This window comes from Micromonospora sp. NPDC006431 (assembly GCF_042870725.1).
Taxonomy (GTDB): Bacteria; Actinomycetota; Actinomycetes; order Mycobacteriales; family Micromonosporaceae; genus Micromonospora.
The window spans coordinates 230,999-246,077 of the sequence record NZ_JBIAHQ010000005.1; the positions used below are offsets into that span (position 1 = coordinate 230,999).

Below are 15,079 nucleotides of genomic sequence, written 5' to 3' on the forward strand. Positions count from 1 at the left end.
GGGGGGGGGGGGCCCCCCCCCCCCCCCCCCCCCCCCCCCGGGGGCCCCCCCCCCGCCCCCCCCCCCCCCCCCCGGGGGGGGGGCCGCCCCCCCCCCCGCGGGGGGGGGGGGGGCGGCCCCCCCCCGCGGCCCCCCCCCCCCCCCGGGCGGGGGGGGGGGGGGGGGCCCCCCCCGCGCGCCCCCCCCGGGGGGGGCCCGCCCCCCCCCCCCCGGCCCGCCCCCCCCGACCGTTTCGGGGCCGAGGCACGCTCACACCGGCGGGAGCATCTCGACGCCGAGCTGCTGGAGGACCTGGAACAGCTCGTTGACGCTCCACACGTCCACGATCCGGCCGCTGTCGTCGAAGCGCAGGAAGGTCGCCCCCGAGTAGCTGACCACCCGGCCGGTCGGCGGCACCGGGCCGAACTGCCCGGCCTGGGTGCCGGCGGCGCGCCAGTGCACGGCCACCCGCGCACCGGAGGCCACCACCTCGACGATCTTGTAGCGCAGGTCCGGGAAGGACGCCCGGCGGTCCCGGTGCCAGGCCAGGGCGGCCGCCGGCCCGGTCCCGCCCAGCCCCGGGCAGTCCTCGGCGACCAGCTCGTACGCGGTCTCCTCGCGGGTCGCGTTCCACACGTCGGCGATGAAGCGCCGGGCCACGGCCTCCACATCGGTCACCGCGGCAGCGTAGCCCCCACTCCCCGCGCCGAGCCTGCCGGACCGGCCCGGAACGACCATGATGGGACAGGGCCGACAGCGACAGAAAACGGAGGTAGCGGCGTGAGCGCGAGGAGTGAGCCGGGGTTGCGAGCCCCGCAGTCGCGAGCCGAGGTGGCACAGTGAGCGCGAGGAGTGAGCCGGGGTTGCGCGGGAAGTACGTCGAGCCGGGCGGCGAGTTCACCCGGGACCAGCGTTACATCGCCACCCGGATCACCGCGGACGGGCGGGACGGCTGGCCGGTGGAGTCCGGCCGTTACCGGCTCGCGGTGAGCCGGGCCTGCCCGTGGGCGAACCGGCTGATCATCGTCCGCCGGCTGCTCGGGCTGGAGGACGCGATCTCGATGGCGGTGGCCGGGCCGACCCACGATTCCCGGAGCTGGACCTTCGACCTGGACCCGGGCGGGGTGGACCCGGTGCTCGGCGTTCCGCGGCTGGCCGAGGCGTACTTCAAGCGCTTCCCCGGGTACGAGCGGGGCATCACCGTGCCGGCGATCGTGGACGTGCCGACCGGGCAGGTGGTCACCAACGACTACGCACAGATGAGCCTGGACCTGTCCACCGAGTGGACCGCCTACCACCGCGAGGGCGCACCGGAGCTGTACCCGGAGCGGCTGCGGGACGAGATCGACGAGGTCAACGCGGTGGTGTTCAAGGACGTGAACAACGGCGTCTACCGGTGCGGCTTCGCCGGCAGCCAGGAGGCGTACGAGAGCGCGTACCGCCGGCTCTTCGACCGGCTCGACTGGCTGAGCGAGCGGCTGAGCGGGCAGCGCTACCTCGTCGGCGACACCATCACCGAGGCGGACGTGCGGCTGTTCACCACCCTGGTCCGCTTCGACCCGGTCTACCACGGCCACTTCAAGTGCAACCGGCAGAAGCTGACCGAGATGCCGGTGCTCTGGGCGTACACCCGGGACCTGTTCCAGACCCCCGGCTTCGGCGACACCGTCGACTTCGACCACATCAAGCGGCACTACTACGAGGTGCACCGGGACATCAACCCGACCGGGATCGTGCCGCTCGGCCCGGACCTGTCGGGCTGGCTCACCCCGCACGGCCGGGAGGCCCTGGACGGTCGCCCCTTCGGCGACGGCACCCCGCCCCCGCCGCCGGCCGAGCCGGTCGACCCCACCCACACCCCGTTGTCGGTCGGCTGACCATCGGACGGGCCCCCGCGACACGCGGGGGCCCGTCTCACATCACCAGCCGGACGGCCGCGGTCAGGACGAGCTGGGCGAGGGCCAGCGGGACGAGCACCAGCCAGCAGAGCCGCTGGAGCTGGTCCTCGCGCAGCCGCGGGTACGACACCCGGAGCCAGATGATCACGAACGCCACGGCGAAGACCTTGAGCAGGGTCCACAGCCAGCCCAACTGGGCGTCCGCGAACGGGCCCTGCCAGCCGCCGAGGAAGAGCACGGTGGTCAGCGCGGCGATCACCACGATGCCGACGTACTCGGCGAGCAGGAAGAACGCGAAGCGCAGGCCGGTGTACTCGGTCATGTAGCCGAAGACCAGCTCGGAGTCGGCCACCGGCATGTCGAACGGCGGACGCCGGATCTCCGCCAGCCCGGCGACGAAGAAGATCACCATGGCTGGCGCCTGCCAGAGCAGCCACCACGGCCGCCACGCCTCGACGATCCCGGGCAGGCTGAGCGTCCCCGCAGCCATCGCCACCGACGCGGCGGCCAGCACCAGCGGCAGCTCGTAGCCGAGCAGTTGGGCGGCGCCGCGCAGCCCGCCGAGCAGGCTGTACTTGTTGGCCGAGGCCCAGGCCGACATCAGCACCGCGAGCACCCCGATGCCGACCACGGCCAGCACGAAGAACAGGCCGATGTCCAGCGGCTGCCCGACCAGGTCGCCCGGGCCGAGCGGGATCACCAGCAGGGCGAGCAGGTACGGCACCAGGGCCACCGCCGGGGCCAGCCGGAACACCGGCCGGTCCGCGTCGCGCGGGGTGACGTCCTCCTTCTGCACGAACTTGATGCCGTCGGCGACGAGCTGCGCCCAGCCGTGGAAGCCGCCCGCGTACATCGGGCCGAGCCGGCCCTGCATGTGCGCCATGACCTTGTGCTCGGCCTGCCCGACGATCAGCGGCAGGGTGAGGAACGCGACCAGCACGCCGGCCACCCGGATGACCAGCTCCAACCAGGCGGGCATCAGGCGTCCCCCTCCTCGGGCGCGGGCTCGGCGGCGGGCTCCTGCCGGGCCGGGCCGGTCGGCCGCTCGCCTGGTGTCGGCCGGGCCGGACCCGCCGGTCGCTCCGTGGTGGTCGGTCGGGCCGGGCGCTCGCCCGGGGCGGGGCGCGGCGGGCGTTCCCGGGCCGGGCGGGCGGGCGTACCCCCGCGCGGGCCCTCGCCCACCCCGGCCGCGCCGGCGGGCGTGGGCGTCGTCCCCCACTCGCCCGGCGCCGGTACGCCCGGCGGGCGAATCGGCCGGCGACCGCCGCCCGCCTCCGACTCCCCCGGTTCCTTGGCGCCCGGCCAGGGCTTGGCGACCCGGGAGGCGAGCACGAACTCCTTGCGCAGCGGATGTCCCTCGAACTCCGGCGGCAGCAGCAGCGGCTTGAGGTCCGGATGCCCGTCGAACCGGATGCCGAACATCTCGTGCGTCTCCCGCTCGTGCCAGGAGGCGCCGGGGAAGATGCCCACGACCGAGGCGACCCGCGGCTCCGCTCGCGGCACCCGCGTCCGCAGCAGCACACCGTGCCGGCGGCTCGTCGACCACAGGTGGGCGACGACGTCGAAGCCGTCGGCCAGCTCGTCCACAGCCGAGAGCCAGTCGAAGTAGTCACAGGCCAACTCGGCGTCGTCGCGGACGGCCCGCACCGCGTCCCGCCAGGCGTCCGGCGGTACGTCGACCGTCGCACGGGCGTGCGCCTCGCCACCCGAGCGCCCCACGGTCACCGCGTCCTCGGCCAATCCGGCCGCCCGCACGAGCACGCTGCGCGCCCGGTCACCGACCTCTTCCGGCGTCATGCCCGCGATCCTACGGGCCACCGGCGTGGACGGACCGCCTCAGGCCGGGCAGCTGACCGTTGCACTGCCGCTCCCCTCCGCCCGATCACGGCGTGGCCGGGTCCCCGCCCCGCCACCAACCACGCACCCGAGCACCCGCCGGCTCGTCCGGCCGCACCGGGCCGGCTTGGCGGTTTCGACACCGGGACCACGCCCGCAGGAAAGAATTGAGCGGTGCGTGCTGTGACTGTGACTCCCGGCGTCCCGAACTCGCTGCAGCTGACCGAGGACTGGCCCGAACCCGCCCCCGAGGAGGGCGCGATCCTGGTCGAGGCGCTGGCCGTGGGCATCTGCGGCACCGACCACGAGATCATCTCCGGTGCATACGGGGAGGCGCCGCCCGGACAGGAGCGGCTGGTGCTCGGTCACGAGTCACTGGGCCGGGTGGTGGAGGACCCGACCGGCACCCTCCAGCCCGGCGACCTGGTGGCCGGCATCGTCCGGCGCCCCGACCCGGTGCCCTGCCCGAACTGTGCGGTGGACGAGTGGGACATGTGCCGCAACGGGCAGTACACCGAGCACGGCATCAAGGGACTCTCCGGGTACGCCCGGGACCGGTGGCGGGTACAGCCGAAGTTCGCCGTCGGCCTGGATCCCTGCCTCGCCTCAGTGGGGATGCTGCTGGAACCGACCAGCGTGGTGGCGAAGGCCTGGGACCACATCGAACGGATCGGCCGCCGCGCCGAGTGGAAGCCGCAGACCGTGCTGGTGACCGGGGCCGGGCCGATCGGTCTGCTGGCCGCGCTGCTCGCCACCCAGCGCGAGCTGTCGGTGCACGTGCTGGACCGGGCCACCACCGGGCCGAAGCCGGACCTGGTCCGCTCGCTCGGCGCGACCTACCACACCTCCAAGGTGACCGAGCTGGACTTCGAGCCGGACGTGGTGGTGGAGTGCACCGGCGCGCCGGTGGTGGTGCTGGACGCGATGTTCCAGGCCGGGCCGACCGGCATCGTCTGCCTGACCGGGGTCTCCAGCGGCGGCCGGACCATCGACCTCGACGCGGGAGCCCTCAACCGGGACCTGGTGCTGGAGAACAACGTGGTCTTTGGCTCGGTGAACGCCAACCGGCGGCACTGGGAACTGGCCGCCGAGGCCCTCTCCCGGGCCGACCAGGGCTGGCTGAACTCGCTGATCAGTCGCCGGGTGCCGGTGGAGGGATACGCCGACGCGTACACCTCCGGACCGGACGACATCAAGGTGGTGCTGGACTTCACGGCCTGAGCCGGCGGCCGGCGCGCGGGTCAGCTGCCGGGCAGCCGGCCGTTGCGGAACAGGTCCACGAAGAGCTGGTGGTCCTCGCGGGCTCGGATCCCGTACGCGTGCGCGAAGTCGACCAGGTATTGGACGAAGCCCGGCGCGTCGGCGTCGACCGCGGCGACGATCGCCTCCTCGGTGGAGTAGTCGACCAGATCGTGGCTGGACTCGTCGTCGGCGACCGAGTGCATCCGGGCCACCGCCCGGCCGAGGTCGGTGAGCACCCCGGCGAGTTCCTCGGGCTCGTTGACGTCGGCCCAGTCCAGGTCGGCCGCGTACGGGGAGACCTCGGCGACGAGCTGGCCGACCCCGTCCAGCTCGGTGAACCCCACCCAGGGGTCGGCGTACGCCTGGAGCGCCCGCTGCGACTCGGCGGTCCGGTGCCCCTGGTGCCGGAAGTAGGACCGGACCCGCTCGTCGTCGATGTGCCGCGCCACCGCCGGCACCTGGGCCTGCTTCAGATAGATGACGACGTCGTTCTCCAGCGCCTGGGTGTGCCCCTCCAGCAGCAGGTTGTAGGAGGGCAGCCCGGCCGAGCCGATGCCGACGCCCTTGCGCAGCACCACGTCCTTGATGTTGGCGGCGACCGGGCGGAGCCGGGCGGTCGCCGCCGGCAGGGTGGCCAGGTAGTCGTGGAACGCGGCGCAGACCTTCTCCCGGGTCGCGCCGTCGACCTCGAAGACGCCGTCGCCGAGGGAGAACCGGCGGTCGTAGTTGTCGATGGTGGTCTGCTCGGCGAGCAGGTCCACCCGGGTGTTCAGTCGGGCCTGCTGGAGCACCCGGCGCAGCACACCGTCGGCGTTCTCCAGGGTGATCGAGCCGATCGCGTCGTCCCCGCCGGCCGCGATGGCCCGCAGCTCGGTCAGGTACGACCGGGCGAAGCCGGTGACCAGGTCGCCGATCACCCGGTCGGAGAGCGCCTTCGCGTAGCCGAGCAGGGCCACACTGGCCGCGAAGCGCTTCAGGTCCCAGGAGAACGGCCCGACGTACGCCTCGTCGAAGTCGTTGACGTTGAACACGAGCTGCCCGGAGGCGTTCATGTAGGTGCCGAAGTTCTCGGCGTGCAGGTCGCCGTGGATCCACACCCGGCTGGTTCGGTCGTCGAGGTAGCGGTCGCTGGCGAAGTCGCCGCGCTGGTCGGCGTAGAAGAGTGACGCACTGCCCCGGTAGAAGGCGAACGGGGAGGCGGCCATCTTGCGGAACTTCCGGCGGAACGCCGCCGGGTCGAGCGCTATCGACGCGCCGAACTCCTCGGTCAGCACGTCGGCGATGAAGGCGGAGCGCTGGTCCGCGGACTGGGTCATGGCCCGCAGGCTAGACCGGCCCCGCCACCTCAGCCGGCCGGCGGGCGGACCGGCGGCGCGGTGAGGGATTCCACCGGGCGCGGCGTGCTCTCCGCGGGCCGCGGGTCGACCGGCGGGGCGAGCCGGTCCGGTCGGGCCACCCCGCCGACGCCGGACTCCTCGGCGGCGATCTTCTCCTGCAGCCGGAGGATGCCGTGCAGCAGCGCCTCCGGGCGCGGCGGGCAGCCGGGCACGTAGACGTCGACCGGGATGAGCTGGTCGACCCCCTTGGTCACCGAGTAGGAGTCCCAGTACGGCCCGCCGCAGTTGGAGCAGGCACCGAACGAGATGACGTACTTCGGCTCGGGCATCTGGTCGTAGAGCCGCTTCACCGCCGGGGCCATCTTGTCGGTGACTGTGCCGGAGACCACCATGAGGTCGGCCTGCCGGGGGCCGTGGGCGAACGGGATGACGCCGAGCCGCATGAAGTCGTGCCGGCCCATGCTGGTGGCGATGAACTCGATGGCGCAGCAGGCCAGCCCGAAGTTGAACACCCAGAGCGAGTAGCGGCGGCCCCAGTTCAGCACGAACCGGATCGGCTCGCCGAGCACCGCCGGAACCTGCACCTCGGGCCTCCCTCACCTGTCCCCGATGTGACAGTCAACCACAGCGCCGGAGGTGGCAACCCGCGCAACCGTTCCCGGCGTCGATGCGTGTGACGGACGTCGATCGCGCCGGCGGCGGCGCGCACGGGGAGGACCAGATGACGGTGACCAGGGAACCACGGCTCGGTGAGCCGCCACCCGAGCGGACCGCGGAGCGCCCGGAGCGGGCCGAGGGGGTCGACTTCGACGGGCTCTACCATGCGCACTTCCGGTCGTTGACGCTCCAGCTCGCCGCGTACTGCGGGGACCTGTCGCAGGCCCAGGACCTGGTCCAGGAGGCCTTCTGCCGGGCGCTCGCCCGGTGGTCCCGGGTGTCCCGGTACGACGACCCGGTGGCCTGGGTACGCCGGGTCGCCTGGAACCTCGCCGCCAGCCGCTGGCGACGGCTGCGGACCGCCCAGTCCTGGCTGCGCCGGCAGCGGGAGGAGCACGTGCCCGGGCCGGGCCCGGATCGGGTCGCGCTGACCGCCGCGCTGGCCCAACTGCCGCCCGCCCAGCGGCGCGCGGTGGTGCTGCACTATCTGGCCGACCTCTCCGTCACCCAGATCGCCCAGCAGGAGGGGGTGCCGGAGGGCACGGTCAAGTCCTGGCTGCACCGGGGCCGGGCGGCGCTGGCCGCGCAACTGGCCGGCACGAACGAGGTGGACGACGATGAGTGAGTTCGAAGACATCCTGGTCAGCAGCGAGTTCGCCGCGTTCCGCGCGGCGTACGCCCCCGCGGTGCAGCCGGCTGGACCGGACACCGTGCGCCGGACCGTACGCCGGCGGCGGCGCCGTACCGCCGTGGCCACCGCGGCGGCCGTGGTGCTCGCCGTGGCGATCCCGGTCGCGGCGAACGCGGGCCTGGACCGGCGCTCCGGTCCGCCGCCCGTACCGGCCGAGACCCGGTCACCGACCCCGTCGGCGACCACCCCGTCACCGGCCCCGTCGCCGAGCGCGTCGCCGACGCCGAGCACGGTCGGCCCCACCCCGGCGGCGCCGGACGGCCGGATCAGCAGAGCACAGCTCCTCGCCGCCCGGGTCGACCTGCCCGCCTGGCTGCCCGGTCCGGTGTGCAAGGCGGGGCCGACCCGGATCGCGGCCAGGTACCGGACCGAGGGCGACGTCCTGCTGGAGGACCTCGCCTACGGCGACGTGGACGGCGACGGTGCGGTCGAGACCGTCGCACTGCTCCGGTGCTCCGTCTTCCAGCGGGGCCCGTCGCAGGTGGTGGCGTTCGACCGAGACACCGCCGGGCGGATCGTGACCCTCGGCCAGGTCACCCGTTCCGACCGACCGACGCCGGAGTGGCTGCTGGCGACGCAGGTCACCAGCCGCGGGACGGTCCGGGTGGAGATGGCGGACATCAGCCCCGGAGGCGGCTGGTCGCTGGACTGGTCACAGCGCCAGTGGCGCGGATACCGGTGGACGGGCAAACGGTTCACCCAGGTCGAGGGGCCCACCTCGTTCGGCCCGAACCAGCATCTGGCGGACCTGTCGGTGACCGCGAGCGACCTGGCCTGGGGGCCGAAGGAAGCCGACGGCACCCGCACCGGCACGATCACGGTCACCGTCCGGAACCTCAGCCGGGTCCCGGCCGGCCTGGTCGAGGTGCACCTGCGGATGCAGCCGGGCGCGACGGCCGACGGCGGCGACTGGTCCGCCTGCCAGAACCCGCCACCACCCGACGATGCTCTCAGCTGCCGATTCGGGCCGCTCGGCCCGGGCGCGACGCGCACCTTCCGGTTCGGTCTCCGGGATTCGAGCGTCATGTCCGGCACCGGCATCGCCGAGGTGGCCCCGATCGGCACCGACGCTGACCCACTGATGGACTCGTCCTGGGAGAACAACGAGGACCGCTACCGCTACCGCTGACCCGACCTGCTCGTACGGCCCGCTCGGTGACCACCCGGCGGGCCGTACGCGGTTCTCCGGCGTTGTCGACGGCGGGGCACCGGTGCTCCTCGATCGTCGCGTTGCTGACAAATGTGATCGCAACCCAGGCCGGGTCCGGAACGTGCTACCAGCGACACCGCGGCGGACGACCCGCCGCGGCAACGGGGATCACGGGAGGACTTTGACATGACCACACGTACCGGGCGCCGGCTCGCCGCCGTCCTGATCGGCCCGACCGCGGCGCTGCTGGCGTTCGCCGCACCGGCCACCGCCGCACCGGCTGGCGGCCGGCTCGACGCCGACGTCTCGGTGGGCCGGCTGGTGCTCGACCCGACCGAGCGCGGCTACCGGGGCAGCCTGCCGGTCACGGTGACCAACCGCGGGTCAGCCGAGACGTACTTCAACGTCACGATCGTCGAGCCGGTCGCCGGTTCCATCGGCAACCTGTCCCCGGACAGCCCGTGCGGCTACGGGAGTCCGCAGGACAACCGGCGGGTGATCAGCTGCTCGGTTCCCGGTGCCAACCTGAAGCCGGGCGAGCGGCGGTCGTTCTCGGTCGCCTTCGAGGCCCTCACCACGCCGCGGAACGTGGCGATGATCGCGGACGGGGGCCGGATCTCGGTCAACGTCGGCGACGGCAACCCGGCGATCGCCGACCGGGAGAGCTTCGCGGCACTCTTCCGCTCCACCTCGGGCTCCCTGCGCAACCCGGTGCCCTACGTCCAGGACAGCCAGGCGCGGGGGTCGATCAGCGCGGCGGGTGCCGCGACGTTGGTGCGGCAGCCGGACGGCAGCTACCGCGGCCGACTGCCGGTGACCGTCAGGTGGGCCGGTGACGCCGCGCATGAATTCCTCTTCGTCGCTGCGACCACCCTGCCGGCGGACGTGCAGATCTGGGGCACCGACCCGCAGGACCTGCCGAGCTTCCCCACCAGCTTCATCGTGCCGGGCGGACCCTTCATGGCCGGCGAGGAGCGGAGCTTCGACGTGCTGCTCCGCGCCGACCCGGGCACCGTCCCGGGTGACCTCGGCGAGGTCACCTTCCAGCTCGACACGCGGTGGGGCATGGATCTGGTGCCGGACGCCGACCCGGCGGACAACCTCGCCTCGTTCACCCTGACGGCCGCCGACGCGAGTTGACCATCCGCGAGGGCCCGGGACCGCACCGCACGGGTTCCGGGCCCTCGTCATGGATGCGGGTCGCCGGGCCCGTTTCGTCCACCGGGAACACCCGCCGGCGGTCGGCTCGCTGACGACCACCGACCCGCTCGCCGGCTGTGTCTACCTCGAGAAGGTGAACGGCCTGCGCCAGATCCACTGCGGGGGCGGCGCGGTCATCGAGCCCGGCGCGAGCCAGCTGGTCCGCATCGGCTTCCAGGTGCTCACCAGGACGCGGGACTACCCGATGATCATCGGCGGCGGCCAGATCGTGGTGCTGCCGGAGACGGGCGGCATCCCCGCCGACACCACCACCTACGCCACGCTCTTCCGGTCCACCAAGGGCAAGCTCCGCAACCCGGTGCCCTACGTCCAGGACACGCTCAGCAACGCCAGCATCACCACCCATGACGTGACGCTGACCCGAACCTTCCCCGGTGCGGAATACCACGGCGAGATGCGGGTCACCGTCACCTGGAACGGCGACGCGGGCCACGATTTCCTGCAGGTCGAGGCGAACCTTCCCGCCGGGGCCCTGGTCACCGGGACGGACCCGTGGCTCGAGCCGAACGGCTTCCCCGGCACCTGGTTCGAGGTCCCCGGCCGCAAGTTCATGGCGGGCGAGTCGCGGACCCTGACCGTGTACTTCAGCGCTCCGGCGGACACCCGGGCCGGGGCCGGCACCACGTCGGTTCCCGGCCCCGGACGGGCTCACCAGGTCGGGCGTTGCAGCAGCCCGACGAACTCCACGAGCAGCCGCTCGCGCAGCCGCACCGGGGCGGCGTCGAGCAGGGTGTGCACCGCCGCCATCCGGTCCGGCGCCGGCCCGGCTCCGAGCCCCAGGCCGGCCGCCAGTCCGGCGATCAGCTCCGGGGTGAGCGCCTCCGGGGCCAGCGACGCCGCGAGCGCGCGCAGCTCCGGCGGCAGCGCGACCGGACCGGCCGCCCGCGCGGCCGCCGCCGCGCCGGCCAGCGCCGGGCCGAACTCGGCCACCCGCGGGGCCACCGCCGCGGTCACCGTCAGGTGCACGCTGGCCGGCAGGCCGGCGTACCCGAGCTGGGGCTGGGTGTGCCAGCCGCGGGCGGTCAGCTCGTCGACCAGCACGAACAGGTCGAGTCCCGGGTCGTCGCTGGTGAAGCAGACCACGGTGGACTCCGGCTCGGCCAGCAGCCGGAGCCCGTCGACCGCGCGTACCGCGTCGGCCAGCCCGGACACCGCCGCCCGGGTCAGCGCCGCCAGCCGCAGGTAGCCGGCCTCGCCCAGGTGGCGCAGGGTGGCGTAGGCGGCGGCGATCGGGCCGCCCGACCGGGTCGAGGCGATCACCGGGTTGACCATCGTGTACCCGGGCCAATCCGCGTACCCGAAGTACTGCGGCGCCCGCAGCGCGGCATCCCGGTGCAGCAGCACCGACACCCCCTTCGGGGCGTACGCGTACTTGTGCAGGTCGACGGAGATCGAGGTGACCCCGTCGACCGCGAAGTCGAACGCCGGCACCGGCTCGCCGAGCCGCCGCAGCCAGGGCAGCGTCCAGCCGCCGAAGCAGGCGTCCACGTGGCAGCGCACCCCGACGGCCGCCGCCACCGCCGCGATCTCCGCGACCGGATCGACCACGCCGTGCGCGTACGCGGGGGCGGAGCAGGCGACCAGCACGGTCTCCGGCCGGATCGCGGCGGCCACGTCGGCCACCGCCGGCCGCAGCGTGACCGGGTCCACGGGCACGGTGTCGAGGGCCACCCGCAGGTAGTGGGCCGCCTTGGCGAACGCGGCGTGCCCGCTGGCCGGCACCACGAGCCGCGGCTCGGCGAGATCCGGCCGGGCGTCCCGGGCCGCCTTGACGGCCAGGATCAGTGACTCGGTGCCGCCGCCGGTGACGCTGCCGACCACGTCCGGGGCGCTCGTGCCCGGCCCGCCGCCGAGCAGCCGGGCGGCCGCCCCGACCAGGGCGTTCTCCATCGCCAGCAGGGACGGGAAGGCGGTCGGGTCGAGCCCGTTGACGTGGGCGCTCTCCGCGTACGCGGCCCGGGCCAGCTCGTCCAGCCCGGCCACCCCGGGGTCGTAGACGTACGCGAACAGCCGCCCGCCGTGGGTCGGCCGGTCGGCCGCGCGCAGGGCCCGGATCTCCGCCAGCACCCGCTCCGCGGGCACCCCCTCGACGGGCAGCGCGCCCGTCCCTCCCTCGGTCATCGATGGCGCCCTTCCTCGTGAACGGTTCGGCGGCTCATGCGCCCGCGGTCGCGGCAGGCTGCTGCGGCGGGCCGGCGGCGAGCTGGGCGGGGGTCAGCGTGTAGGCGCGCAGCAGCAGCACCGGGGCGGCGACCAGCAGGGCCGGGAGGATGGTGAAACCGAGCAGCACGCCGAGGCGGGCGCCGGCGGGCTGGTCGGCGGCGACCCCGGTCGACGACGACACGTACCCGGAGAGCTGGAGGACCAGGCCGTAGATACCGGGGCCGAGGGCCAGACCGAACGTCTCCCCGGCCGTCCACAGCCCGGTGAACACCCCGGCCTGCCGCCGCCCGGTGCGCACGGTGTCGTACGCGATGCAGTCCGGCAGCATGGCGAGGGCGAAGACCTGCTGGCCCGCGTACCCGACGCCGATCAGCGCGACCACGGCGTAGACCCCGGCGGCCGGCAGCGCGGGCGCGGCGACGAGGGCCAGCGCGCCGGCCGCGAAGAGCAGCGACGCCACAACCAGCGCGGCCCGCTTGCCGACCCGCGCGCCCACCCGGGTCCAGAGCGGCATGACCAGCAGCGCCGGCCCGACGAAGCAGGCGAAGAGCAGGGTCGGCCCGGCCTCCGGGGCGCGGAGCACCTGGCCGGCGAAGTAGCTCACCCCGGCCAGCACGGTCGCCACCCCGGCGGACTGCACCACGAAGCAGACCAGCAGGGCCCGGAACGGCCGGTTCCGGCCGGCGACCGCGAGCTGGGCACGCAGGCTCGGCTCGCTCTCCCCCACCGTCCCGGTGGGCGTGGACCGGGTGCCGAGGAACACGCCGACCGCGCCGGCCACGATCAGCGCGGCGACGAACAGGCCCATCCAGCGGTGTCCCGGCACCCCGTCGCCGCCGGCGGTCACCACGGCCGGGGCCACCGCGCCGGAGACCAGGATGGCCAGCGCCAGCACGGCGATCCGCCAGCTCATCAGCCGGGTACGCTCCGCCGGGTCACCGGTCAGCTCGGCCGGCATCGCCACGTACGGCACCTGGAAGAAGGCGAACGCGGTCGCGGTGGCCAGGAACGCCACCGCCACGTACGCCCCGGCGGCCGGGCCGGCCCCGAACGGCGCGGCGAAGATCGCGGCGAAGAGGACGGCCAGCGCCAGCCCGCCGCCGAGCAGGTATGGCCGGCGGGCACCCCAGCGGGACCGGGTCCGGTCGGAGATCCGCCCGGCCACCGGGTTGACCAGCACGTCCCACGCCTTGGGCAGGAGCACCAGCAGGGCGGCCGCCCCGGCCGCGACGCCCAGCGTGTCGGTGAGGTACGGCAGCAGGAGCAGCCCGGGCACGGTCCCGAACGCCCCGGTGACGAGCGAGCCCAGCGCGTACCCGAGGTGCACCCGGCGGGGCAGCCGCCCGCTCGGCTGCGACCCCGTCCCGTCCATGGGCCCGAACGCTACTCACGTTATGGCGTGGATCACATCCCCTCCTCCGGCGACCAGGCCGCCGCCATGTCCACCCCCGACGGGCGCAGCGGACAGCCCTCGGCCCGCAGCCGGGCCCGCGCCTCCACCTCGTGCCCGGGTGGCAGCCGCCCGGCCGAGTTCACCACCCGGTGCCACGGCACTCCGCCCCCGTGCCGGGCCATGATCGAGCCGACCAGCCGGGCCGAGGCCCGCCCCGAGTGCTCGGCGAGCGCGTCGGCCACCGCCCCGTACGACATCACCCGGCCCGGCGGGATCCGCTCGACCAGGTCGAGCACCGCCTCGACGTACTCCTCAGGCGTCATGACCGGCCACGATATGGGAACGCGTCCGGGCCCGGGGGACCCGGACGCGCAGAATGGTCGGGTGCGCGAAGCAGTCACCTCGGCCCGCCGGATCGTCGTCAAGATCGGATCGTCCTCGCTGACCACGGCGGCGGGCGGCCTGGACGACACCCGGGTCGACGCCCTGGTCGACACCCTCGGCGCACTGGCCGGCGCCGGCCGCGAGGTGGTGCTGGTCTCCTCCGGCGCGATCGCCGCCGGTCTCGCCCCGCTCGGCCTGCCCCGACGCCCGCGCGACCTGGCCACCCAGCAGGCCGCCGCCAGCGTCGGGCAGGGCCTGCTCATCGGCCGGTACGCGGCCAGCTTCGCGCGGCACGGGCGCACCGTCGGCCAGGTGCTGCTCACCGTGGACGACGTGACCCGGCGGGCGCACTACCGCAACGCGTACCGGACCCTGCGCAAGCTGCTCGACCTGCGGGCGGTGCCGATCGTCAACGAGAACGACACGGTGGCCACCGAGGAGATCCGGTTCGGCGACAACGACCGGCTGGCCGCCCTGGTCGCCGCGCTGGTCGACGCCGACCTGCTGGTGCTGCTCTCGGACGTGGACGCGCTCTGGACCGGCGACCCGACCCGACCCGGCAGCACCCGGATCACCGAGGTGCACGGCGAGGGCGACCTGGCCGGCGTCGACGTCGGGGGCGCCGGCCGGGCCGGGGTGGGCACCGGGGGCATGGTGACCAAGGTCGAGGCGGCCCGGATCGCCACCGGCTTCGGCATCCCGGTGGTGCTCACCGCCGCGCCGCTGGCCACCGCGGCGCTCGCCGGCGGGCCGGTCGGCACGTTCTTCCACCCGAGCAGCCGCCGCCCGGCCGCCCGGCTGTTCTGGCTGGCGCACGCCACCGCGCCCCGGGGGCGGCTGCACCTCGACCCGGGCGCGGTGCAGGCGGTGGTCGGCCGGCGCAAGTCCCTCCTGCCGGCCGGGATCACCGCCGTGGACGGTGCGTTCACCGCCGGCGACCCGGTCGACCTGGTGGACGCCGCGGGCGCGCCGGTGGCCCGGGGGCTGGTCAACTACGACGCGGTGGAGCTGCCCGGGCTGCTGGGCCGCTCGACCTCGGAACTCGCCGCGGCCCTCGGCCCGGCGTACGAACGGGAGGTCGTCCACCGCGACGACCTGGTGCTGCTGTGAATCCGGGACGGGTGGCCG

General features: G+C 74.5%; 14 protein-coding genes. 6 read left to right on the plus strand and 8 right to left on the minus strand.

The window, feature by feature from the left end:
- Positions 1 to 249 precede the first annotated feature (249 nt).
- Positions 250 to 657, minus strand: a complete 408-nt coding sequence (locus ACFYM6_RS12670) for an ester cyclase (protein ID WP_387274905.1) — start codon at positions 655 to 657, stop codon at positions 250 to 252.
- A gap of 161 nt (positions 658 to 818) precedes the next feature.
- On the opposite strand from ACFYM6_RS12670, the gene ACFYM6_RS12675 reads away from it, so the two are divergent.
- Complete coding sequence (locus tag ACFYM6_RS12675; protein ID WP_387274907.1) at positions 819 to 1,856, plus strand: glutathione S-transferase family protein; 1,038 nt, start codon at positions 819 to 821, stop codon at positions 1,854 to 1,856.
- 37 nt (positions 1,857 to 1,893) lie between these two features.
- On the opposite strand, the gene nuoH is transcribed toward ACFYM6_RS12675, so the two are convergent.
- Together nuoH and ACFYM6_RS12685 are read right to left on the minus strand one after the other, a co-directional pair.
- Positions 1,894 to 2,856: an NADH-quinone oxidoreductase subunit NuoH gene (nuoH, locus tag ACFYM6_RS12680; RefSeq protein WP_357438271.1), complete on the minus strand. Its 963-nt coding sequence runs from the start codon at positions 2,854 to 2,856 to the stop codon at positions 1,894 to 1,896.
- Entirely contained in the window at positions 2,856 to 3,674 is an 819-nt protein-coding gene (locus tag ACFYM6_RS12685; RefSeq protein WP_387274910.1) for an NADH-quinone oxidoreductase subunit C, read from the minus strand. The genes nuoH and ACFYM6_RS12685 overlap by 1 nt, the downstream gene beginning before the upstream one ends.
- Before the next feature lie 213 nt (positions 3,675 to 3,887).
- Between ACFYM6_RS12685 and ACFYM6_RS12690 the strand changes: the two genes are divergently transcribed.
- A complete protein-coding gene (locus tag ACFYM6_RS12690) occupies positions 3,888 to 4,934 on the plus strand; it encodes a glucose 1-dehydrogenase (protein WP_387274912.1) in 1,047 nt (348 codons plus the stop codon).
- 20 nt (positions 4,935 to 4,954) lie between these two features.
- On the opposite strand, the gene ACFYM6_RS12695 is transcribed toward ACFYM6_RS12690, so the two are convergent.
- Together ACFYM6_RS12695 and ACFYM6_RS12700 are read right to left on the minus strand one after the other, a co-directional pair.
- A complete protein-coding gene (locus ACFYM6_RS12695) occupies positions 4,955 to 6,271 on the minus strand; it encodes a DUF2252 domain-containing protein (RefSeq protein WP_387274914.1) in 1,317 nt (438 codons plus the stop codon).
- A gap of 29 nt (positions 6,272 to 6,300) precedes the next feature.
- Positions 6,301 to 6,876 (minus strand): NADH-quinone oxidoreductase subunit B, encoded by a 576-nt coding sequence (locus ACFYM6_RS12700; protein WP_073837313.1) that lies wholly within the window; start codon positions 6,874 to 6,876, stop codon positions 6,301 to 6,303.
- 137 nt (positions 6,877 to 7,013) lie between these two features.
- On the opposite strand from ACFYM6_RS12700, the gene ACFYM6_RS12705 reads away from it, so the two are divergent.
- From ACFYM6_RS12705 to ACFYM6_RS12715, 3 genes are all read left to right on the plus strand, one after another.
- A complete protein-coding gene (locus ACFYM6_RS12705; protein ID WP_387274916.1) occupies positions 7,014 to 7,574 on the plus strand; it encodes a SigE family RNA polymerase sigma factor in 561 nt (186 codons plus the stop codon).
- The gene (locus tag ACFYM6_RS12710) at positions 7,567 to 8,769 is read left to right on the plus strand and encodes a hypothetical protein (RefSeq protein ID WP_387274918.1); all 1,203 of its coding nucleotides are present in this window, start codon (positions 7,567 to 7,569) and stop codon (positions 8,767 to 8,769) included. Before ACFYM6_RS12705 ends, ACFYM6_RS12710 begins: the two co-directional genes overlap by 8 nt.
- A 207-nt stretch (positions 8,770 to 8,976) precedes the next feature.
- Positions 8,977 to 9,930 (plus strand): hypothetical protein, encoded by a 954-nt coding sequence (locus tag ACFYM6_RS12715; RefSeq protein WP_387274919.1) that lies wholly within the window; start codon positions 8,977 to 8,979, stop codon positions 9,928 to 9,930.
- 729 nt (positions 9,931 to 10,659) lie between these two features.
- On the opposite strand, the gene ACFYM6_RS12720 is transcribed toward ACFYM6_RS12715, so the two are convergent.
- Genes ACFYM6_RS12720 through ACFYM6_RS12730 form a run of 3 tightly spaced genes read right to left on the minus strand, consistent with a single transcriptional unit; the run spans position 10,660 to position 13,890 of the window.
- Positions 10,660 to 12,132 carry a pyridoxal phosphate-dependent decarboxylase family protein gene (locus ACFYM6_RS12720; protein WP_387274921.1) on the minus strand — a complete coding sequence of 491 codons (1,473 nt, stop codon included), beginning with the start codon at positions 12,130 to 12,132 and terminating at the stop codon, positions 10,660 to 10,662.
- A 34-nt stretch (positions 12,133 to 12,166) separates the two neighbouring features.
- Entirely contained in the window at positions 12,167 to 13,546 is a 1,380-nt protein-coding gene (locus ACFYM6_RS12725; protein ID WP_387274923.1) for an MFS transporter, read from the minus strand.
- A gap of 32 nt (positions 13,547 to 13,578) precedes the next feature.
- Positions 13,579 to 13,890 (minus strand): MGMT family protein, encoded by a 312-nt coding sequence (locus ACFYM6_RS12730; RefSeq protein WP_387274925.1) that lies wholly within the window; start codon positions 13,888 to 13,890, stop codon positions 13,579 to 13,581.
- Positions 13,891 to 13,903: 13 nt separating this feature from the next.
- Here ACFYM6_RS12730 and proB point away from each other — a divergent pair, with 13 nt between their 5' ends.
- Positions 13,904 to 15,061, plus strand: a complete 1,158-nt coding sequence (proB, locus tag ACFYM6_RS12735; RefSeq protein WP_387275088.1) for a glutamate 5-kinase — start codon at positions 13,904 to 13,906, stop codon at positions 15,059 to 15,061.
- Positions 15,062 to 15,079: the final 18 nt, after the last annotated feature.

Coding starts and splice junctions, on each gene's coding strand:
- nuoH (WP_357438271.1), bottom strand. CDS start 2,856: ATGCCCGCCTGGTTGGAGCTGGTCATCCGGGTGGCCGGCGTGCTGGTC.
- ACFYM6_RS12685 (WP_387274910.1), bottom strand. CDS start 3,674: ATGACGCCGGAAGAGGTCGGTGACCGGGCGCGCAGCGTGCTCGTGCGG.
- ACFYM6_RS12695 (WP_387274914.1), bottom strand. CDS start 6,271: ATGACCCAGTCCGCGGACCAGCGCTCCGCCTTCATCGCCGACGTGCTG.
- ACFYM6_RS12705 (WP_387274916.1), top strand. CDS start 7,014: ATGACGGTGACCAGGGAACCACGGCTCGGTGAGCCGCCACCCGAGCGG.
- ACFYM6_RS12710 (WP_387274918.1), top strand. CDS start 7,567: ATGAGTGAGTTCGAAGACATCCTGGTCAGCAGCGAGTTCGCCGCGTTC.
- ACFYM6_RS12715 (WP_387274919.1), top strand. CDS start 8,977: ATGACCACACGTACCGGGCGCCGGCTCGCCGCCGTCCTGATCGGCCCG.
- ACFYM6_RS12720 (WP_387274921.1), bottom strand. CDS start 12,132: ATGACCGAGGGAGGGACGGGCGCGCTGCCCGTCGAGGGGGTGCCCGCG.
- ACFYM6_RS12725 (WP_387274923.1), bottom strand. CDS start 13,546: ATGGACGGGACGGGGTCGCAGCCGAGCGGGCGGCTGCCCCGCCGGGTG.
- ACFYM6_RS12730 (WP_387274925.1), bottom strand. CDS start 13,890: ATGACGCCTGAGGAGTACGTCGAGGCGGTGCTCGACCTGGTCGAGCGG.
- proB (WP_387275088.1), top strand. CDS start 13,904: ATGGGAACGCGTCCGGGCCCGGGGGACCCGGACGCGCAGAATGGTCGG.